This window comes from Nocardia sp. PLKS1-43, from assembly GCF_059510335.1.
This window is the reverse complement of record NZ_JCAJZQ010000014.1, coordinates 191,227-212,628: the sequence shown is the minus strand read 5'-3', so window position 1 is coordinate 212,628 and position 21,402 is coordinate 191,227. Positions and strand designations below refer to the sequence as shown.

14 protein-coding genes are annotated in these 21,402 nt (G+C 66.7%); 11 read left to right on the top strand and 3 right to left on the bottom strand.

The annotated features are described in order from the left end of the window. Positions 1 to 59: 59 nt before the first annotated feature. From AC5WS7_RS34570 to AC5WS7_RS34555, 4 genes are read left to right on the top strand one after another with little or no spacing between them, the layout of a single operon-like run. Positions 60 to 377, top strand: a complete 318-nt coding sequence (locus AC5WS7_RS34570; protein WP_495958836.1) for a hypothetical protein — start codon at positions 60 to 62, stop codon at positions 375 to 377. Positions 378 to 426: 49 nt separating this feature from the next. Continuing rightward, entirely contained in the window at positions 427 to 2,565 is a 2,139-nt protein-coding gene (locus tag AC5WS7_RS34565; RefSeq protein WP_495958835.1) for a hypothetical protein, read from the top strand. An 11-nt stretch (positions 2,566 to 2,576) separates the two neighbouring features. Continuing rightward, positions 2,577 to 4,232, top strand: coding sequence for a glycosyltransferase family 2 protein (locus AC5WS7_RS34560; protein ID WP_495958834.1), 1,656 nt, complete (start codon positions 2,577 to 2,579; stop codon positions 4,230 to 4,232). A gap of 16 nt (positions 4,233 to 4,248) precedes the next feature. Further along, complete coding sequence (locus AC5WS7_RS34555; RefSeq protein WP_495958833.1) at positions 4,249 to 5,067, top strand: glycosyltransferase family protein; 819 nt, start codon at positions 4,249 to 4,251, stop codon at positions 5,065 to 5,067. Positions 5,068 to 5,076: 9 nt separating this feature from the next. On the opposite strand, the gene AC5WS7_RS34550 is transcribed toward AC5WS7_RS34555, so the two are convergent. Genes AC5WS7_RS34550 through AC5WS7_RS34540 form a run of 3 tightly spaced genes read right to left on the bottom strand, consistent with a single transcriptional unit; the run spans position 5,077 to position 7,846 of the window. Next, entirely contained in the window at positions 5,077 to 5,961 is an 885-nt protein-coding gene (locus AC5WS7_RS34550; RefSeq protein WP_495958832.1) for a hypothetical protein, read from the bottom strand. A 42-nt stretch (positions 5,962 to 6,003) separates the two neighbouring features. Then, complete coding sequence (locus tag AC5WS7_RS34545) at positions 6,004 to 6,696, bottom strand: hypothetical protein (protein WP_495958831.1); 693 nt, start codon at positions 6,694 to 6,696, stop codon at positions 6,004 to 6,006. Positions 6,697 to 6,724: 28 nt separating this feature from the next. Continuing rightward, positions 6,725 to 7,846, bottom strand: a complete 1,122-nt coding sequence (locus AC5WS7_RS34540) for a hypothetical protein (RefSeq protein ID WP_495958830.1) — start codon at positions 7,844 to 7,846, stop codon at positions 6,725 to 6,727. Positions 7,847 to 8,035: 189 nt separating this feature from the next. Between AC5WS7_RS34540 and AC5WS7_RS34535 the strand changes: the two genes are divergently transcribed. From AC5WS7_RS34535 to AC5WS7_RS34505, 7 genes are all read left to right on the top strand, one after another. Then, on the top strand, positions 8,036 to 8,977 hold the full coding sequence (locus AC5WS7_RS34535) for a C40 family peptidase (protein ID WP_495958829.1): 942 nt from the start codon (positions 8,036 to 8,038) through the stop codon (positions 8,975 to 8,977). Between the two features lie 47 nt (positions 8,978 to 9,024). Beyond that, positions 9,025 to 10,842, top strand: coding sequence for a WXG100-like domain-containing protein (locus AC5WS7_RS34530; protein WP_495958828.1), 1,818 nt, complete (start codon positions 9,025 to 9,027; stop codon positions 10,840 to 10,842). Between the two features lie 1,349 nt (positions 10,843 to 12,191). Continuing rightward, the gene (gene eccA / locus AC5WS7_RS34525; protein ID WP_495958827.1) at positions 12,192 to 13,952 is read left to right on the top strand and encodes a type VII secretion AAA-ATPase EccA; all 1,761 of its coding nucleotides are present in this window, start codon (positions 12,192 to 12,194) and stop codon (positions 13,950 to 13,952) included. Positions 13,953 to 13,956: 4 nt separating this feature from the next. Further along, positions 13,957 to 15,516, top strand: coding sequence for a type VII secretion protein EccB (gene eccB, locus AC5WS7_RS34520; RefSeq protein ID WP_495958826.1), 1,560 nt, complete (start codon positions 13,957 to 13,959; stop codon positions 15,514 to 15,516). Continuing rightward, positions 15,513 to 19,508, top strand: coding sequence for a type VII secretion protein EccCa (gene eccCa / locus AC5WS7_RS34515; RefSeq protein ID WP_495958825.1), 3,996 nt, complete (start codon positions 15,513 to 15,515; stop codon positions 19,506 to 19,508). Before eccB ends, eccCa begins: the two co-directional genes overlap by 4 nt. A gap of 111 nt (positions 19,509 to 19,619) precedes the next feature. Beyond that, positions 19,620 to 19,934, top strand: a complete 315-nt coding sequence (locus AC5WS7_RS34510) for a hypothetical protein (RefSeq protein WP_495958824.1) — start codon at positions 19,620 to 19,622, stop codon at positions 19,932 to 19,934. Between the two features lie 18 nt (positions 19,935 to 19,952). Next, positions 19,953 to 21,362, top strand: coding sequence for a PPE family protein (locus AC5WS7_RS34505; RefSeq protein WP_495958823.1), 1,410 nt, complete (start codon positions 19,953 to 19,955; stop codon positions 21,360 to 21,362). Positions 21,363 to 21,402: the final 40 nt, after the last annotated feature.

The following is a 21,402-nucleotide window of genomic DNA, read 5'->3' as shown; positions in this document are numbered from 1 at the left end:
ATATCGCCAGGGGTGGGAAGGCTCGATAATGGCGATGTCGAGGAAGAGGGTGCTGTGCCATGACCAAGAATTTCGATGCCGATCCGCAGGATATGCGCGCCGCGGGCAACGTGCACCACGGTGTCGCTCCGTTCTATCGTGAGAAGGGCAAGCCGGACCAGGAATTTCTCGATTCCTACGAACATAATTACGGTTTGGCCGCACACGCCTTCGGTGTGCGCATCACCGAATATTCACACGAGCGCCAGGTGACCTGGGAGGGCATCGCGGATTTCCATGAGAAGCTGGGCCGGGCGAACAACGGGGGTGCGGACGACTTCGAGCACACCGACGCCGCAGGTGCGTCCGCTACGCGGGCCAACGAAACAGAAGTTTAATCGAGTGGCGGGATGCGATGACCTTGCCTGACCGAGCGAGGGTGTGCTGATGTCCGATCAGGGCAATACCATCAACGTGGGCGCTACCGCCGGTGCGACCGATTGGTATTCTTCCCGTAACGGGCAATATCAATTGAAGATCCAGGGTGGGAACCTGGTCGAAATCGGGCCGGGCGGCAAGGTCGTCTGGACCGGGAAAAGCGTCCAGCACGACGCTTACGACAACAACATGGTCGGCGATGATGACAGTCAAGCCGACGGTCCCGGTGTAAAACTCGAATTCAAGAAGAACAACGACAACGGCACCAACCGTCTGGTCCTGCTGGATTCGAATGGCCATCAGGTGTGGCCGGACGCCAATGGCGACACCGTTCCCGGGCAACAGGGAAAGTCCAAGAACGACGCCGTCCAGTTCGTCCTGGAGGACGACGGCAGCCTGGTCGCGTACGACAGTACGGACCCGACGAAGCACACCCCTGATCATGTCGTGTGGTCGACCGGATATTCCGGGATCGGCACTGAGACGCTGGTCACGCCGCAGAATGCATCCTCCCCGTTCATCACCATGATCAACGGGGCGAACAGCCACATCACGACCCTGGTGAACACTTTGGGGTCCAGCAATGAGCCCGCGTTGCCGAATTGGGCGTACACCGATCAGTCCGCGTTGAGCGCCGCATACGATGTGGTCGCCTCGTACAACTCCAACGCCGCCGGTGTTACGCAGGATGCCTATCAGAGTGCGCTGACCTATATCAAGAACCACACCAACGATGCGGCCGGCCAAGACGGGGATATGGCCGGAAAGCTGCAGAAATTGGCGCTTTCCCGCGGCAGTACGTTCGTCAATATCGACAAGACGATCGCCGATATCAACGATAAGTTGAATGCGATCTCGAATCCCACGGCCATGATATCGCCGTCGGTCGAGGCATCGCTTTATCCGCAAGTCGGCAGTGCGGTCACGGCTGTCGTCGCTCAGGTCTCCGACTATGCCGATTACAGCAAACAGCTCGCGGGCAAGCCGCCCGCCTCGACCACGGGCAGTACCCCTGGCTCGACCCCGGGCAGTACCCCTGGCTCGACCCCGGGCAGTACCCCTGGCTCAACCCCGGGCAGTACCCCTGGCTCAACCCCCACCAGCACCTGGCAGCAGGGCTATGAAGCCGGCCGGCAATCGGTGACGACTGGTGGAAACGATTACTACACCGGAAATCCGAACCTCACCGGAGCCGCTGCCACCACCGACACAGGGTCGTCGGCCATCGACTTCAGCAATATGTTCGGTGACCTCACCGGCAGTTCCAGCCTGGACGGGTCGGGACTGGATACGACCGGAACCAGCTTCAGCTACGGCACGTCCGGGAATGGACAGCTCACCGATGCGACCGGTACCGGGTCGGGTACCACCACCGCGACACCGGCGGCCGCGACCACAACGGGGAATTCGGATCCCAGCGCGGGAATCATGCAGGCGATGGAATTGTCCAGCCTGGTGAACTCGATGAAGCCGCAGAATGCCACCACCGGCACGGCCCAGAACGGCAACGGCGGCCGGAATTCGGATTCGGGCTATTCGCCCGACGGCGGGCAATACGCCGACGACGCGCAATACGCCGACTACAGCAATGCCGCCGCCCCGTCCACCCCGCCCGCGGTTTCGGCCCCGAATGCCGCGGCCGGAACCCCGCCCCCGGTATCGACCGGATCGACGGTGGATTTCCCGATGCCCAATGGCCTGCCCACCCAGCATGTGTCCGCGACGGTCGCCGAGGCGCTGCAGCGTGAATTGCACGGCAGCGCCGCGACCGCCGACGCCGCCTACGCGGGCACCTCCGGGGCGTCGACGGCCGATCACCGCTGGACGACTGTTTCCGATCTGCAGAAGCTGGCCACCGGCGATGTCGTCAAATGGGCCGATGGATCGGATTCCATCGTGGTCAAGTCCGGCAACGACGTCTACTACATCGATAACCACCAATTGGTCCCGCTGGACACCGGTAATCCGCAGGGGAACCACGGCGCGTTCCAGGGCTTCTTCCATCCCGCGGGCGCGGATTCACCCGCCGATCCGGCGGGTGACCCGGCCACGTTGAACGCATCCGCGAGTGCCGTCGTGGCCGCCGCCGCTCCACCGCCGGTGTCGTCCACGCAGGATCCCAGCTCGCCGACACCACCTCGGGCATAGGCGGCAGGCCATTGTCCGAGAAGGTCGATATCGTCATCGGTGCCGTGCACGGCTATGGCTGGGAGAATGTGGCGGTCTGGGCGCGTAGCCTGGTGAAGTCCGGTTTCCGAGGGGTCGGGGTCGTCATCGTCTACGGCGGGGGAGAGCGGACCGAGGGAGCGGTTCAATATTTGCGGAGCCTCGATATACGCGTGGTCCGGATGCCGTTGCGCGGCAGCGTATACAACCTCCGATTCGAAGATATTTCGTATGTGCTGCGCGAATTGCTTTCGGATCTGCGATACGCCATCGTGACCGATGTCCGGGACGTGTGCTTCCAATCCGACCCCACGATCTGGTTGGAGGCGAATCTCGAGAAGCGGTTCGTCGCCTCGAGCGAAGGCATTCGATACGCCGACGAGGAGTGGAATCGAACGAACCTGGCGGAATCCTTTCCGCGGCACGTCGATCGGCTATCGCCGAAGACGGTGTACAACGTCGGTGTGCTGGCGGGCGAGGCCGACATGGTGGCCGATATCTGTCTCGCTATATCTCTGGTCGCGAAGTCGTCGGCGGCGGACCCGGCCGACCAGAGTGCGTACAATCTGCTGCTGGATATGGAGCCGTATCGCTCGGCCGTCCAGCTCGCCGCTTCCGAGGACGGTTTCGCCTGTCAGTCGAAGACGATCGGCAGCCAGGTCCTGCGGCCGATTCTGCAGGAGCCCCAGCCGGTTTTCGACGCCGAGGGTGTGAAGACCGCGAGCGGACGCCTCTATCCGATCGTGCATCAGTACGACACCATTCCGGACTGGCATACCGCGTTGTGGGACAAGGCATGTGCGGTACCCGTGCGACGGGACACCACGTCGCGGCTGGAGGAGGTCCTGCCGGAGATCGATCCGGCTCCCGGAGCAGGTCCGGCACCGCGGGTGACCATCGCCTGCCCGACGTACGGCCGCCCGCAGTTCCTGCGGCAACTGATCGAGCACTATTGCGCGCAGACCTTCGATGGCGGACTCGAGATGGTCATCCTCGACGACAGTCCCGAGCGCGCCGACTTCCTCGATGATCCGAAATATTCCGAACTGGGAATTCGGTATCATCATATTCCGGCCGAACGGCTGACGTTGGGTGCCAAGCTCAATCTGCTGACGCAACTGGCACGCGGCGAGATAATCATCGAGTTCGACGACGACGACTACTATGCGCCGCAGTACGTGGAACGAATGGTCGAACTTCTCGGTGATGCGGATTTCATCACCCTGAGCGGATGGTTCTGTTACGATCCCGGCCAGCATGCGTTCGGTTACTGGTCCACCGATGTGATATCGAAGACGCATTACGTGCTGTCGCCCGGCGAACCCATCGAGCCGATTCCGACGCCGGGCTGGGATCGCGAGTTCGTGAACGGATTCCTGTGGGGCTACGGGTTCTCGTTCGTATGGCGCAAGTCCGTGTTCCCCGATGTCGAGATCCTCGACGATCCGGTCAACGGGAAGTGCTGCGATCTGGATTTCGCGCTGCGACTGCAGGAGGCGGGTTTCAAGACGTTGGCGGTGCCCGACGACGAAGGGCTGGTACTGCACATCGTGCACCGGGGGAGCAGTGTCCGGATATTTCCGCAGTACCTGATGCCCGAATTCATGATCCCGAAATTCTTTCCGTCGTACCCGGGTACGCCGGAGTGAGTGCGCGAACCGGTCGATGACGAAATTCGCGGTCACCATGGTGGCGACGCCCGGTAATCCGCATTGGCGGGCGTTCTCGGAAGTCGCCGAGAGCGTGTGCATCGCCCTGCGGACACTGGGCCACGACTGTGTCATGACGCACGAGCTCGATATCCCGGGCCGTACCCATATACTTTTCGGTGCGGGGCCGCGGCAGCGTGCGGCCATCTCCGCCGATGCGATTCTGTACAACATGGAGCCCATTCACCCCGAGGCCATCACGGTGGACCAGGGGCTGCTGGAGATGTTCCATTTTCATCAGGTGTGGGACTATAGCCTGGTCAATGTCGAGGTCCTGCGGCGGCTCGGGGTGCCCAGGGTGCGGCACGTGCCGGTGGGGCACGTGCCCGAGCTGGAGCGAATTCCCGCGTTGCCCGACGAGGATATCGATGTACTGTTCATCGGCGGCTGCAACCATCGAAGAATGATGCCGCTGGCCGCCCTGCAGATTCTCGGGGTGAATGCGCAGACATATTTCGGTGTGTACGGACCCGAACGAGATCTCCTCTACGCCCGCGCCAAGATAGTCCTGAATCTGCACTCCTTCTCCGGGCAGGCGTTCGAAGTGGTTCGTGTCTCGTATCTGCTGATGAACGGCCGCTTCGTGGTCTCGGAGACCGCGGCGGCAGTGGACACCGAGGGATTCGAACGGTCGGTCGCCTTCGCGGATTACGGCAGAATCGTGGAAACCTGCATGCATTATCTGGAGAATCCGGCGGAGCGGGCGGTGCGAGCCCGGGCCGGGCGAGCGATCATGCGGGCCCGGCCGACGGCCGGAACCCTGCGCGATATCTGAGCCCCGGTCTCAGCGCGTCCGTGCCGGGGCGCCGTGCCCGGCAGCCGCGTTCATGCGCTCGGCGAGTGCGCCCACCAGGGCACGATGCCATTCGGGGACTCGACCGCAGTGACGCACGATCGGGTAGAGCTTGCCGGCGGCCGTCGTGACGCGGTCGCCGTCGAGCACGGGTTCGGGTTCCAGCAACGCCGCCCGCAGGTCCGCTGGGCGGCCGGGAACGGCCAATGTTCCTGCCGGACAGGCGAAGCCGTCCTCGGAGTACGCGATCTGCACCGCGGACCGGTACGGCTCCATATCCAGTATCAGGTTGTATGCGCTCTGATCGGCCGCCTCGGTGTGCGAGGACGATCCGGCGACCAGAGGAATCGCCGCGCACAGATCCGCGATCGTCGCGGCCTCGCCGGCCAGGACGCCGGCATCACAGACGGTTTTCGGCAGAATGCGCTCGGCCTGTGTGGGAAAACTCCGGATCAGATTTTCCCGGCTCCGCGGTTCGTCGCGATATCGCACGGCCTCGCTGACCGCGAGAATGGGCGCGGTCAGATCGGCCTGAAGCCACGGGACGGGATCGGACTGGAAGTAGGTGTCGCGGATATCGGTCACTATCGCGTACCGCAGGAATCGCGCGGCCATTCCGAGCATTTCGGATATGCCTTGGAAGCGGTCGACGAATGCGCCACTGTGCCGCGGGAATGCGACGACATGGAATCCCAGCGACCGTAAACGATGCGCGACGTCGTCGTTCTCCTCGTGACCCTCGTACAGCACGACGACCCGAGCCCCCTGAAATCCGCACTCGATCAAGCTGTGCGCCCATACCGCGAGCTGCGGCCACCGTTCCCCGTCGACGGCCCCGATGACGATATCCCTCGGCAGCGATCTCGACGACATCACTGGCCCGTGATCTGCCGACAGCCGGTCGTCCCGCCGGACGGTTCAGTGCTGAATGCTGAATTCATAAGTGCTGTAACGATCCCGGTCGCTGCCGGCATCTTCCCAGCTGTAGTCGTACCGGCCGGTGTGCCCCAATCTGATCCGGGTATCCGCGTGGATGGTGATTCCGGATCGGTGGGCACGTTCGGAGAATGCGAAATCCTCACCCAGATACCATTGTGCGTCGCCGTCCGGCACGATCATGGGCAGGAAATAGGGCACTACCGGCTTGCCGAACTTCTCGTTGCACACCGGAAGGTTCTCCTGCACTGCCATCTTCTCGTACACACTGCGCTTGGTGAGCAGGAATCCGGTCGCCGCATATCGGATCTCCAGCAGGCCGCCGCCCGCTCCGAAGGTCAGTGTGCGGGTGTCACTGGTCAGATTGCAGACGAGTTCGCGGCTGCCTTTCTTCGGATAGATCCCGCACACCATAGGAAGGTCGTGTGCGCGGAGGGTGTCCACCGCTCCGACCGGGAAGCGGATATCGGCATCGATCCACATCAGTTCCTCGTAGCCCTGGGCCAGTGCATCGGTGGCGAGTTGACTCCGGGCCTGGTCGATCGCCGAACATCCGTAGACGCGCCACACGGGATATCCCATGCGCTCGAGTTCTATCAGTCCCTGCGCGCATTCGGGTTCGATGTGATAGCTCACCGGAACCAGAACGACGCATTTCGAACGATCCGTCGGCACATTGTCTCCAAATCAGAGGGTTGGCGTACTAGGTTCCCGTGGCGGTCTCGGCGGTTGTGTCGTCCGCTGTCTCCTCGTTGTTCCCCGGCTGATTGGGAGCGTCGCCGTTGCCGGGCCCGTTCACGCTTACGCGGGTGCGTCGCTGCCTGCGGTTCGCGGCGGGGGTGGCGGTGCCGGGGGCCGGGGTGGCGCCGTTCGCGGAGGCCGGGGCGGCGACGTTCGCAGAGGCCGGGGCGGCGACGTTCGCGGTGCCGGGCGTGGCCGCGGCGGAATTCGGGGCGGCGGCGGGGCCGGCCGCGACAGTCTGGCCAGGTTTGTTCGGGTCGCCGTTGTTCGAGCCGCCGTTGTTCGGGTCGGCGCTGCCGTCGTGGTGTGAATTCATCTGCTTCTGCACAATCTGCATGATCGTCGGCGCGAGAGATGAGGCAAGAGTCATGGGGATCATCGCCAGCTGCATCAAACCGGACATATCGCCGCCGCCCGAGCCGGAGTTCGACGTACTCGCACCGCTGCTCGAGCCGCTGCCGGCGGCGGTGCCCGCGATCTGCTGATTCTGCTGGGAGACCGAGTCCACGGCCTTGTAGATCTCCTCGACGACGTTCGCGATCTGCCACATCAGCGACTGTTCCTGGGCCGCTTTGAGTTTGGCGCTGCCGACCGAGTCGAGGGTGTCGTTCAGATCGCCGACCAGCTGTTCGATGGCCGCCAACGTCTGGTCCTGGCTCGCGGCCACCACGACGGATGTCTGCGTCACCTCGTTGTCCAGGGTGAGCAGGGCGGTCTGGCGCTGCTGGATCTGCGACAGGGCGTGGTGGTATCCCACGGTGGATTCGCTCTGACCGAGATCCTGATAGACGACCGGCCGCATGAGATCGCTGACATCGGGCGGGGTGATCGGAGTGCCGCGGCCCAGCAGGTCCACCGCGGTCTGAATAGCGGTCTGCGCCAGGCCGACGAAACTCCGCAATGCGGCCGACGCCCCCGGCGGGCAGTCCAGACGGACCTGCCAATAATGTGCGCCGACGCCGGTGGATTTGTCGCCGGTCACGGTCGAGAACGGATTGCCGGAACCGGAATCGAACAGCGAACTCGCGGCGGACGGCAACGCGCTGAAACCGTCCAGGCCGGAATCGGCCGTGCTCGCCGTCATAGATCTGCCTCCCGGGGAAACTGCTCCCATTGTCGCGTCTTCCCACGATTGGGAATGGCACCTCTTTCGGTGCGCCGGGCCCGTGACGCATAGTCGAGGACGACTTCTGTACCGGCAGAGCAATTCCCGTGCCGGTATCGGCTAAGCGCGACCTGAGAGGCAATCGGCGATGAGCGATGGCGAGGGCGCATGGCACCGATACTGACCGACGATATGGGAACGGTGCTGCAATCGCTGCTGGACCTCTACGGTGCGGGCCATCCGGCGGCGGTCACCGTGACGCCCGCCGCGCAACCGGTGTCCGCGCTCACCGGTGATCATCGCGGGACGGCCGCGGACGGCTATTCGAATTTCCGGGCGATGCAGGCCACGATCGCCGAATCGCATGCTGACAAGGACGGTCTGGTCGCCAGGGCGGTCGGCACGGCCGGTGACGGTACCGTCACCGGCCGCAAGCAGATCACCAGCCAGATCGCCGATTTCCAGGCCCGGGTGCGGGCGATCGCGGCGGTCGGCAGCACCCGGTTCAGCGGTCCGGCCCTGCTGGACGCCGCGCAGGACACGATCACCAGCGCAACGCGCCAGGTCGACGCCGACGTCGCCGCGGCGCGACGACAGGCGGCGAAGATCAGTCCGCCGGTGGTGGCGCAGCCGATCGCCCGCCGGACCGCCTCGCCCGCCCGCCGCCGGCGTTCGCGGCCGTCCGCACGGGCGGGACGGGTCACCCGGTTCCGGATTCCGTCGGATGCGACTGCGGGTGGGCGGGCGGTCGGCGCGGCCAACAGTTGGGTCGGCACCCCGTACATGTGGGGCGGCGGCGGCGCGACCGGTCCCAGCGGGGGCGGGTTCGACTGCTCGGGGCTCACCCAGTACGCCATCGCGCAGGCGACGCACGGCCGGGTTGTGTTGCCGCGCACCACCTATGAGCAGATCTACAGTGGAGTCCGCATCCCCGCGCACGACGTGCGGCCCGGGGATCTGGTGTTCCCCGCGAGTTCGTTCAGCTCCCGCGGGCCGGAGCACGTGCAACTCGCCGCGGGCAACGGGATGGTCATCGAGGCACCGCATTCCGGCTCGACGGTCCAGTGGTCGCGGATGCCCAGCCGGGCCGTGGTCGTTCGCGTGTTGTGATTCGCGCCCAGGGGTGAGCTGCGCTGGCGATCGAAATTCCGCACGATGTGGCACTGTTCCTGAATCTCATCGGTGTCCCGTATCCGGACATCAACGAGGATCATGTACACGCCCTGGCCGGGCATGTGCGGGCGTTCGCGACGAATCTGACCAACACCCACGAGTCCGCGAGCGGGACGATCAAGGATATGGGCTCGGTCTATTCCGGGTATTCCTATGAGGCGCTGGTCCGCTCGTGGGCGCAGCTGAGCAAATCGCATATGGCCGAGCTCGATGCGGCCTGCAAAGTGGTCGGCGGGGCGCTGGATATCGCTGCCGACGTGATCAAGGCGGTCAAGGTCGCGACCCTGGCCGAATTGGCGGCGCTGGCGGCGAGCTATACCGCTGCGCTGGCCGCGACGTTCGCCACCGGCGGGGCGGCGGCGGTCGTCGAGCAGCTGATCACCGCGGCGGCGCGGAAATTGTGCGAGGCAATGGAGCAGATGCTGCTGGGCTATCTGATCTCCGAGGTGATGGGTAAGGCGATTGCCCCGCTCGAGCATGTGATCGACCGGCTGATCCACGGTGTGCTCTACGATGCGACCGCCGATCTGCTGGGCTTGGACCCGAACGCGCCGCTGTACATCGATCCCGAGGCGGTCACGCACTACGCAGACGTGCTGGATCAGCATGCCGACGATATTTTGCAGCACGCTCGTGATTTCGCGAATCAGGTTGCGTCGCTGGACTTCAAGACCGTTGGCGGGACGCCGCCGCCCGGGGACGTGGTGACCGCGCCGACGGTCGCGCAGACGCCGCCCGGCCCGCCGGAGGCCGATACGCCGGTCCGCCCGAGTGACGTTCCGGTACAACCCTCGCCGCGTGCGCATATCGGACCGTGGGACACCGCGCGTCGCACCGGACTCCCGTCGGCCCCCGCCCACGCATCCGCTGCCGGGCCCGGTCGTGCGCTGACGCCCGGTTCGCACGATGCGCCGGGCCGGGCCCCGGCGTCGCACCACGAGGCCGCGCACGCGCTGCACGAACCGAATGCCGGTGCGGCGAACCAGCCGCAGGCGGCCACTGCCACGCCGCAGGCCAGGACCGACCGTCCGCCCGCGCTGGGCGATCAGACCGAGACGCCGGGCGCCCGGCCGCAGGCCACGGCGTCGCATCCGAGTGCGAGCGAGACGCCGAGTAGACCCGGGGCTGAGCATGCGACGCCGGACCCGGCGCGTACCGGTGTGAGCCCGAGGGTTCCCGACGCGAGCACGCCCCTGCCAGGTGTGACCGGAACCGGCGGCGCTCCGGCAGGCGACCACGCGGCACGCTTCGATACCCAGGATGCCGCCGATACCGCGACGGGCCCAACGGATTCCGGTTCGATCCTCGATGCCGCGGCACCGGCCGCCGCCGCTCCCGATCCCGGCCCCGATGCGGGTGACAGCCCAGGTGCACCCGAACTTCCAGCGGCGCAGCAGAAGCCGACCCGCAGGCGATCCCGGCGTCCGGGTGAAGCGGGTTCGGGCGCTCCGTGGAGCCGCGTGCGCAAGACTTCCACCGGACGCGGCACACCGTGGAAGAAGGCTCCCCGCAAGACCACTCGCATCACCCCGCCGCCCACCGGAGACAAGCGTTCGAAGACGCCGTGGACCGGCACCGGCGACACCGCCGAGCCGCCGAAAGTGTTCGCCCCGGAGGCGGAGGCGGCGCCCCGCCCCCCGCAGCAGCGGACCACCTCGCCCACCCCGGCGGCCGACGCCGACCCGAACGTCGCCAACCGGTCTCCGAACCTGGATCCCCCCGCACCCTCGCAACCGTCCCGCGACAAGCCCCCGACCGTCGTCGCCCCCCAGTCCGACGTTATCCCCGGCACACACCCCTGAGCCTCGACACAACCCCTCGGACCCCGAACCATCGAACATCGCAATGTCATACCTGCGGAGCCGATAATCTCGGCTGCGCGGATCACTGCGACGCCGGAACTGCGCGTACACCAAAATTATTGGGCGACAACATGATTGTTCCCTTCGGTGGCACAGGTTCGCGGAGCGTGGGATGCGAATGCACGCCCGGGTGAGCAGGGGCGAGGTGCGGGATGCGGCTGTGTGAGAACGGTGCTTCACTCTGGAAACCGTTGCGTGTCAACGTGACTGCATCCCGCTGCGACCGCTGGGTTGGCAGAGCGTGGTGTGCGGAACGTGAGGCCGGGTGAGTGCAGGCCGATGGACACCGGAGCTGTGTGAGGGCGGGTTCGGCGAGCAGGGTCGGGGTGTGGACGCGACGGTCGGAGAATGGCGCTGCACGCTGGAACTGTTGCGCGACAAGGTGGCTGCGCGCTGCAGGGCACGCAAAGGTGCTGTATGCGGATGCGAGGCCCGCGAGTGCAGGCCGGTCAGCGCCGGGCCGGTGAGCAAGGGCCGCGGGGCGCGGGTCGTTGGGGTGACAACACCCGCTTTGCGCCGGAACCCTTGCGCGACATCGTGACTGTGCCCGGTTCGTGCGGCTGTCTGGTGAGTGCGGTAGGGCAGAACGCGGCCCGAAGGGGGCGACCGTAAGTACAGGTCGTTGAGCGCGGGCCGACTGGGGCTGTGCCGGGGCCGGGTGGGTGCGGGACAGTGTGCGCGCGGAGCCTGGGGAGCCGGGCGCGGAGGTGAGGCTCGATGACCGCGGGGTCTGTGTATTGGGTCTATGTAGGAACCAGGTGGGAACGAGGCCGGTTGGTGTGTGGCGGATTTTGCAGCGCTGGACTGGATTTGGAAGAACACACCGGTGCCGAGGGGGCGCGGGGAGAGGGGGGCCGCGGCCCCTCGGCCGGTAAGGGCTGTGTCGCTCCCGGTGGCTGCCCGGACCACCGGTCGCTCCCATGGTGGGGTCGCCAGGATGAGGGAACTGGCGACCCCACGGGTTGGGAATTCACCTGCGCGGCGGCATGATGACCGGATCGCGGCCTCGCAGCCGCCGCCTCGGTTGTGGGCCTTCAGGATGAGGGACTGTCGACCCGCAATTAATGTACCGCTAAATAGCGGCGCGTTCAACAGTGCGCCGACAAATTCTTGAAAAAGAGTTGTCGATGCAGGTGAGTGCCCGGTCCGCCGCGGTCCGATCGCGGCGCAGCGCCGACCGGGAGATCGTGGCGCCCACTCTTCCCAGCTGTGAGAATAGTCGGCTCGTCGCCTCGGGGACCGAAGTCTTTATCGTTCGTGCAGGCGAGAGCGGCGAAAGGGATGTCCAGGTGTCAGCGGCCGAGGACGCGTTCTACACGGGTGTTCAATCTTTGGGGTTGGTCGCCGGAGGCGTGCGAAACGAAACACATGCGTCGGCGGCGTTCCGGGCGGCCACCGACCTGGATCCGGATATGTGCGATGCCTGGTTGGGCCGGGCCATGGCCGGTGAGGTCACCTCCGAGGTGATCTATGGCGCGTACCGCTCGGTGCACAACCTGTACCGCGATCAGCAGCGCGCCGGCCTGGTCGACCGGTCGCTGTGGTGTCAGGTCGAGGTCGGGATGTACGGCCTTCGGGTCGCCATGGCCGACCGCGACCAGATCTCCATCGCCCAGGCGTGCTCGTACGCCGCGGACGAGGAGTGGCAGGAGGCCGAGGCCATCCTCGACGAGGTGCCGCGCGACGACGTGGCCGATTTCGTCCGCATGTCCCTGTACTTCCGCACCAAACGGTGGACCGACGTCCTCGACGCCCGGTCCGCCAAACCGATCCTCGAGGACGGGCTGCTCGATATCGCGGCCGAACTGATGACCGCGCGATCACTCGCACATCTGGGCCGTTTCGGGGAGGCCCTGCCGCGGGCGCAGCGCATCGTCGACGACAGCTCCTCGGGCAGCCTGTCGTACATCTGGGCCGACGCGCACTTCCTGCTCGGAATGGTGTTGCGGCACACCGGCGAACACGAGAAGGCCGATCAGCTGCTCAAGGGTCTGCAGGGGTCGGCGCTGTGGAGCAGCCGCGAGGAATGGCAGAGCGCGGTGCGGGACAAGACCTATCGCCTCGAGGTCACCAACGCCACGCTGCTGGCCTCGCGCAGCGACAAATGGGACCCCACCACCGGCGACGACCCGGCCGAGGCCGCGGCCAGCGTGGCGCGCAAGGAACGCGAGGCGCTGCTGTCGGAGGCCTCGGAACTGCTCGCACAGCAGATCGGCATGGACTCTGTGAAGGAGCAGGTCGACCGGCTCAAATCCGGCGTGTTGATGGATCAGGTGCGCGCCCGCCGCGGCCTCGCGGTCGACTCGCGATCCCAGCATCTCATCTTCTCGGGTCCGCCGGGCACCGGCAAGACCACCGTCGCGCGGGTCATCGCCAAGATCTTCGCGGGGCTGGGGGTGGTAGAGAACCCCGAGGTCGTGGAGGTCTCGCGCAACGATATGGTCGGCACCCACCTGGGGCACACCGCACCCAAGACCAATGCGCTGATTGATTCGGCCCTCGGCGGCGTGCTATTCATCGACGAGGCGTACACGCTGATCCAGGAGGGCCTCGCCGGCGGTGACGCGTTCGGCTCCGAGGCGGTCGACACCCTGCTGGCGCGGATGGAGAACGACCGGGACAAACTGGTCGTCATCATCGCCGGCTACGAGGATCAGATCGACCGCTTCCTGGCCTCCAACGAGGGTCTGGCGTCCCGATTCACCAAGCGGATCCGCTTCTCCAGCTACGGCGCCGACGAACTGGTGCAGATCGCGGATCACCTTGCGCGCCGCAAGGATTCGCTGCTGTCCGAACAGGCCAGGGAGATCCTGCAGGAACGCTGCGAATCGCTGGCACACGAGACGCGCAACGGCCGCAGGCTGATCGATCTGGCCGGTAACGGCCGGTTCATCCGCAATGTGGTCGAGGCCGCCGAGGCCGAACGGGACTACCGCTTCACCCGCGACAACGCCGATATCGCGGCGATGACCAACGAGGAGCTGATGACCATCGACGCCTTCGACATCGCCGCAGCCCTGGCGGGTTTGGCGCCTACCGCGACGGGCTGATCCGATGCCGCGCTTCCGGGTGGTGACCAAGTATCAGGTCTCGGGATGGCGGTTCCTGTTCCGCCGCATCGAACACGCCTTGGTGCGACGGGACGCGTCGATGCTCGACGATCCGCAGCGCGGGCGGTCCACGGCGCTGGCGATCGGCATCGCGCTGGCGTGTGTGGCGATCGCGGGCTCGGCGGTGCTGTCGTACTTCAAACCGGCGAAGGTGGTCGGCAGCTCGAAGATCGTGGCGGACAAGGATTCCGGCGCGATCTACGTCAACCTGAAGGGCCGGTTGTATCCGGCGCTGAACCTGACCTCGGCCCGGCTGATCGTCGGCGAATCGGATGCGCCGGTGCAGGTCGCACCGGACGAGCTGGCCAAATATCCGCGCGGGCCGATCGTCGGCATCGTCGGCGCGCCGGCGACGATCGACGAGGGCAATCAACACGATTCCACCTGGACGGTGTGCGACGCGGCGCAGACAGGCCCCGCCGCACCGGTCGATCAGCAGACCGGACTGCCCACCTTGGCGGCCTCCGATGTCCGCACCACCGTGATCGGCACGCCGCTGACCATCGATGGCGACGCCACCCGCCCGCTGGCCGACGGCCAGGCGCGGCTGCTGCGCAACGGCGACACCACTTGGCTGATCTACCACAGCCCGGACCAGGGGATCGTGCGCTCCGAGATCGACCTCGGCGACTCCGCGGTCACCCTCGCACTCGGCATCGATGCCGCGGCGCAGGTGCTTCCGGCGTCACACGGCCTGATCCAGGCGATTCCGGAGGTGCCCGCACTGCAGGTGCCCAAGCTCGCGCGGGCGGGCGCCACCACGATCCTGACCGGCGGTCTCACCGTGCCGATCGGCTCGGTGCTGACGATGACCGCGCCGGATCGCACGGTCTCGTACTACGTGGTCACCGACGCGGGCGTCGTCCGGATCACGCAGGTGCTGGCCGCGATGCTGCGCAACGCCGATTCGCACGGCGCGGTGACGACCACCACGGTCGGGCCCGATGTCATCGCGGCGAATCTGCGCGCGGGCTCGATGCCCGGGACCCAGGGCTTCCCGGCGACCCCGGTTCAGCTGGTCGACACCACGCAGTTCAGCGTGACCTGCTACGACTGGTCGCGCACCGGCAGCGATGCGAACGCGGTGACGAAACTCGTGGTGGGCCGGCGCCTCCCGCTGCGCACCGATGAGCAGAGTTCGGCCACGCCCCTGGTGACCGCGCCCACCTCGCGCGGCGCCACCGCCGACCTGGCGTACATGCCGCTGGATACCGGACGTTTCGTCCAGGTGACCGGCGCCGATCCGGCCTCCCCGCGTCGCGAGTCGCTGTTCTGGATCTCCTCCAGCGGCATCCGCTACGGCGTGCAGACCGATAACGAGAACGTGGGCGGCACCGACCCGACCCTGACCGCGCTCGCCCTGCACGACCCGATCATCGCGCCATGGAACATCGTGTCGCTGTTCGCGGCGGGACCGACGTTGTCCCAGCAGGATGCGCGCATCGAGCACGATGGGGTCGCGCCGGACAAGGCCGCGATCGGGATGAATGGTGGCACGTCGTGACCAGTACCCGTCGATTCGTCCGCCCGGCCCGGATCGTGCGCGGTCCCAAGGCGCCCGCGGTGACCGAACTGCGGCTGCAACCGCCGACCGAACTGCCCAAACCCGTGCCCGCCTCGCGAATCCGGCTGATCATGCCGGTGGTGATGATGGCCGGTATGGCCGGGATGATGGTCATGATGTTCCGCAGCGGCGGCGGGATGTCACCGACCTCGATGATGTTCCCGATGATGATGCTGGTCTCGGTGTTCGGCATGCTGGGCGGCAATCTGGGCGGCGCGGGCAGTCTCAACGAGGAGCGCAAGGACTATCTGCGCAGTCTCGCCGACAACCGCCGCTCGGTGCACGCGGCGGAAACCGATCTGTACGCGTTTCTGCGCTACACCCATCCCGGCCCGGTCGAACTCTCCCGGCTGATCGGCAGCAAGCGCATGTGGGAGGTGCAGGTGTCGAGTCCGCACTTCCTGCGCGTGCGGGTGGGGCAGGGGCGGATCGCCAATCAGGTCCGGGTGATCGTACCCGAGGCCGCGCCCACCTCGGATCTGGATCCGGTGGGCGTGGTGGAGCTGACCCGGTTCGCCAAGGCGTATTCGACCGTCGGCGGTATGCCGGTCGCGATCAACCTGCTCTCCGCGCCGCTGGTCGGTTTCGACGGCGATCCGGAGGCGACCGCGAGCCTGGTGCGTGCCGCGCTGGCCGAGGTGGTCGTGCTGCACGGACCGGATCAGGTCGGCGTCGCCGCGGTGGTGAGCGATCCGGATTCGCCGAAGTGGTCCTGGCTCAAGTGGTTACCGCACACCCAGCATTACAGCGACACCGATGCGATCGGGTCGAGCCGGATGGTGTACCGCAGCGTCGCCGAGCTGCGAGCCAAGGTGCTGGTCGGGCTCAACCGCGGTCCGTTCAGCGCCAGCAGCGAACCGAGTCTGGACCGCAAACAGTTCCTGCTGATCGTGGATCTGGGCGGAGCGGCGAACGAGCGCGACATCTCCGGCATCGACGGCTGCACCTGGGTGCGGTTGGGCTCGGCCGAGCCCAGCCTGCCGCGCGCGCTGAAATTCACCGTGCACCCGGATCGCACCCTGTACGAAGTGAATTCGCGCGGCACCCGGCGGGTCGGGCGGGCCGACGCCATGTCGGTTCCGGCGATGACCGCGCTCGCCCGCAGTATTTCGTCGTTCCGGCTGTCCTCGGTGGTCGAGGCCGTGGTGGCCGAACAGACCAGCAGCGGCACGTCCTGGGAGGAGATGGTCGGCATCACCGATCCGGGCGCCATCCGGGTCGAGCGGCAGTGGGTGCGGCGGCGCGACGCCGACCGCTCCCGGCTGAACATCCCGTTCGGGCACGACCCCACCGGCGGCGTGGTCCACCTGGACATCAAGGAGTCGGCCGAGGAAGGGATGGGCCCGCACGGCATGTGCATCGGGGCCACCGGCTCCGGCAAGTCGGAATTCCTTCGGACACTGGTACTTTCGGCCGTCGCGCAGCATTCCTCCGATGTGCTGAATCTGCTGCTGGTCGACTTCAAGGGTGGTGCGACCTTCCTCGGTTTCGACCGGCTGTCCCATGTCACGGCCGTGGTGACCAATATGGAGGAGGAGGCCGACCTGGTCACCCGCATGGAGGACGTCATCAACGGCGAGATGGCCCGGCGGCAGCGCATCCTGCGTGACGCGGGCAATTTCGCCAGCGTCGCGGACTACGAGCGGGCCCGGGAGCAGGGCGCGCGGCTGCCACCGCTGCCCACGCTGCTCATCGTGCTGGACGAATTCGCCGAATTGCTGGAGCAGCACGCGAATTTCGCGAAACTGTTCGTCGCGATCGGTCGGCTGGGCCGGTCGCTGCGCATCCACCTGCTGCTGGCCTCGCAGAAGGTGCCGGCCAACCGCATGGGTGAGCTCGAGGCGCATCTGTCCTATCGAATCGCGTTGCGCACCAACCAGACCAGCGACTCGCGAGACGCGATAGGCACAGCCGACGCCTACCACCTGCCCAAGAAACCCGGTTCGGGATATCTGCGGGTGGGTGCGGGCGATCTGCAACGCTTCCAGGCCGCCTACGTCGGCGGGCCGTACGTCGCGCCCGCGCAGACCTCCGCGGCCTCGGCACACCGTGCGCGTCGCGCGGGCGGGGGATACCGTCCGCCGCAGCAGTTCACCGCGGCGCATATCGCCGACTCCCGGCCCGCGTCCATCGTCGAAGCGCCCACGGTCGCCACGCCGGAAACGCCCGAGGGTGAGCCGGTCACCGTCATGGAGACGGTGCTGAGCCAGCTGGCCGGGCACGGTCGCCCCGCGCACAAGATGTGGCTGCCTCCGCTGGCAGTGCCGCCCACCCTCGAAGGGCTGGTCTCGGCGGTGCAGCCCGGGCAGTTGCAGCTGCCGGTGGCCATCGTGGACAAACCGCGCCAGCAGCGGCAGGACGTCTGGTCGATCGATCTGTCCGGTGCGGGTGGGCACGTCGCGGTGGTGGGCGGGCCGCAGTCGGGCAAGTCGACCGCGTTGCAGACGTTCATCCTGTCCGCCGCATTGACCCACACTCCCGAACAGGTGCAGTTCTACTGCCTGGACTTCTCCGGTGGCCTGTCCGGTTTACGGAACATCCCGCACGTGGGCTCGGTCGCCGGCGCCCGCGACGCGGACCGGATTCGCCGCACCTTCGCCCTGATCACCAATCTGCTCGCGCACCGGCAGACGATGTTCACCGAACTCGGGATCGACTCGATGCGCGAATTCCGCCGTCGCCGTGGCTCACCGGCCGAATCGGCCGATCTGATCGCGCACGGCGACGAACACGGCGACGTGTTCTTCGTCGTGGACGGCTGGGACATCGGGTTCGCGGTGAACAGCATCTACTTCGACGAATATCTGTCGGTGATGGAGTCCATCGCCGTGCAGGGGCTGAATTACGGCGTGCACCTGGTGATTTCGAGCTCCCGGTGGGCGGGCATCCGCCCCACGATCAAGGACCAGTTGCAGACCCGGCTGGAATTCCGCCTGGGCGATCTCACCGATACCGCGTTCTCCGCGCACCGAGCCGTGGTCGCCTCGATACCGCCCGACCGCCCCGGACGCTGCATCTCGAACGATGCCCTGCATATGCTCACCGCGCTGCCGCGCACGGACGGGATCGGTGAGTCGGAGACCGTCGCGGCCGGACTGGCCACCGCAGCCGGACAACTCGCGCAGACCTACGGTGGCCGCCGGGCCCCGGAGGTGAAGCTGCTGCCCGCCCGCATCGGGCTGGACGAACTGCGCGCGGTGCTCCCGCCGCCGACTACCCTCGCGCAGCAACTGGTGCTGCCCTTCGGAATTCGCGAATCCGATCTCAGTCCGGCCAGCGTCGACTTCGGTGTCTCGACGCACTTGATCGTGCTCGGGTCGCCCGGCTGCGGTAAGTCGACGGTGCTGGCCGCGCTGCTGGAATCCATCCGCACCCGGTTCACCAAGGATCAGGCTCGGGTGCTGCTGATCGACTACCGCCGCATCCACATGGGCGCTATTCCCGACGAGCAACTTGTCGGCTATCTGACCAGCGAGCGCGACCTGGCCGAGAACCTGCCCGCTTTCGCCCGCAAGATGCGCGAGCGCCGCGCGCCCGACGACGTGACTTCGCAGCAGCTCAAGGACCGCTCCTGGTGGAGCGGACCGGAGATATTCGTGATCGTCGACGACTACCACATGGTCGCCCAGCGTTCGGCGATGAATCCGCTCGAACCGCTCAAGGACATCATCGTGGACGGCCGCGACACCGGGTTGCACGTTATCGTCGCGCGCAATATCGCACAGGCCGACATGGCGCTCTACGACAACGTGCTGGGCCAGATGAAGAATCTGAATTCCTCGGGTTTCATCATGGACGGTTCGAAATTGGACGGCATTCTGGTGGGTGACGTCAAGCCGACCAAACAGCCCGTCGGTCGCGGAATCTTCGTCGAGCCGCTGCACTCGCGCCGCGATCTGGTCCAGGCGGCCTGGACGCCGCCGCGGGACTGATCCGCAGGTGACGCCCCGATTAGGGTGATTCCCAAGGTTGGGAATGGCTTAGCGTTCTTGCTGGATGGCTTATTTACGAGCCAGCCCGAAGCAGTGGTCAGGAGAGGGTCCATGACTGTTGAAGCATTTCTCGAGGATTTCCCTGTCTTCAGCGCGCAGAAGGTGGCGACCAGCACGACATTGGACAGCTTCATGGGAACCGTGGCGGCCGGTGCGCTGCCCATCCCGGCGGCGACCGATCCGGTGAGCCGGCTGGCCTCCACAGTGATGGCGCTGTACCAGAACCTGTTCTTCACCCCGACCCAGCAGGGCGTGGCGAAGCTGACCCAGGGTGGTGAGGTCCTGGTGCCGACGAGCCTCGAGTACGGGATGACCGATGCCAGCGGTGCAGCCGGGGTCGCCGTCGAGCGACCCGGCGGCTGCTGAGCCGATCGGGGTGCGGTGATGTCATCGCCCTTGTCCGGTCTGGTCCCGCTCGGGGAGGGGGTCGACCTACTGGAGGCCTTCGCCGGAGGATTGTCCGCGCTCGTCGATTTCGTCGAATCATGGGATTTCGGGGCACTCCCCCCCGAGGTGAATTCGGCCCGGCTGACGCTCGGGCCCGGTCCGGTGCCGATGACTACGGCGGCGGGTGCGTACCACGGGCTGGCCGGTGCGCTCAACGGCGCGGCCGCGGCGTCCGACGGCTCGACGACCGCGATGTCGGTGTCCTGGCGCGGCGAGGCTTCGGACAAGGCGCAGGCCGCGTTCCGTAACCACGCCAACTGGCTGCGGGGCCAGGCCGCCCTCGCCGAGCAGACGGCCGGTCACGCGCATGCTGTGGCGGCCGCGTACACCGGCGCCTACGGCATGATGCCGCCGCTGCCGGTGATCATCGGTAACCGGGTGGCCACCGCGGTCCTGGTGGCCACGAACGCCCACGGCGGCAACACCCCGGCCATCATGCTCAACGAGATGGTCTATTACGGCATGTGGATCGAGGCGGCGGCCACCATGTACGCCTATCACGGCGCGGTGGTGGCGACCCTGTCGACGCTGCCGCCGCCGCTGCCGCCCCCGACCATCACCACGGGCGTGGGCAGCGGGCCGGATCCGTTCGTCGGCCCACCGCTGAGCACCGGGTGGTCGTCCAGCGCGTCGGGCGGATCGCATGTGCCCGGCGGCGGCAACGGCGGCGGCGGGAACAGCGGCGGCGGCAACGGCGGCGGCGGGAACAGCGGCGGCGGCAACGGCGGTGGCGGCGACGGCGGCAACACCGCGCCGGACCCGACCCAGGGCACCGGCGCCGACCAGGCGATCTCGGATGTGAACCAGGCCGCCGGATCGATGGACGATTCGCTGAATCCGGACGGGTCCGGCGGCGATTACCTACAGCAGCACGGCTTCTTCGGCACGTCCCCGTACTCGACGACGCTGTCCGGGCTCAACGGCGGTGCCGGCAGCGTGGTGGCGTTCTCGATGATGCGCGGCGGAATCGGCACCATGTCCGGTGCCGCCACCGGATTCAAGATGCCGGCCAACTGGCGGATGAGCGCGGCGCGCACCTTTGGGGCGAGTGCCGCGGAGCCGGAGGGCGCGACAGCCGGACGTCCGGCGCCGCGCCGCGGCGTCTCGGCGCCGAAGGAGCAGATGCGCCGCCGGCGTCGCAAGGATGAGAAGAACAAGTCGGAGAAGGTCTTCGTCCCGGGCGAGATGCTGGACGTTCCGGTGCTGGAACGGCCGCCGGTCGTCGGCGTCATCGAATCCGAGGACGAGTTGTCGCCCGAGGGCGACGCTACCGAATCGGCGACTCTTGGAGTACTCGGCCACGCCGACGGCGAATCGGCCGCGGTGCTGGCGAAGAACATCGTGTAGTCACCGCCGAGATGAATGACAGATCAATTGCGGAAGGAGG

Bases quoted from the DNA above. Each gene is read 5' to 3' on its own strand.
- AC5WS7_RS34555 (WP_495958833.1), top strand. From the start codon at position 4,249: ATGACGAAATTCGCGGTCACCATGGTGGCGACGCCCGGTAATCCGCAT.
- AC5WS7_RS34535 (WP_495958829.1), top strand. From the start codon at position 8,036: ATGGCACCGATACTGACCGACGATATGGGAACGGTGCTGCAATCGCTG.
- AC5WS7_RS34540 (WP_495958830.1), bottom strand. From the start codon at position 7,846: ATGACGGCGAGCACGGCCGATTCCGGCCTGGACGGTTTCAGCGCGTTG.
- AC5WS7_RS34565 (WP_495958835.1), top strand. From the start codon at position 427: ATGTCCGATCAGGGCAATACCATCAACGTGGGCGCTACCGCCGGTGCG.
- AC5WS7_RS34510 (WP_495958824.1), top strand. From the start codon at position 19,620: ATGACTGTTGAAGCATTTCTCGAGGATTTCCCTGTCTTCAGCGCGCAG.
- AC5WS7_RS34505 (WP_495958823.1), top strand. From the start codon at position 19,953: ATGTCATCGCCCTTGTCCGGTCTGGTCCCGCTCGGGGAGGGGGTCGAC.
- eccB (WP_495958826.1), top strand. From the start codon at position 13,957: ATGCCGCGCTTCCGGGTGGTGACCAAGTATCAGGTCTCGGGATGGCGG.
- AC5WS7_RS34570 (WP_495958836.1), top strand. From the start codon at position 60: ATGACCAAGAATTTCGATGCCGATCCGCAGGATATGCGCGCCGCGGGC.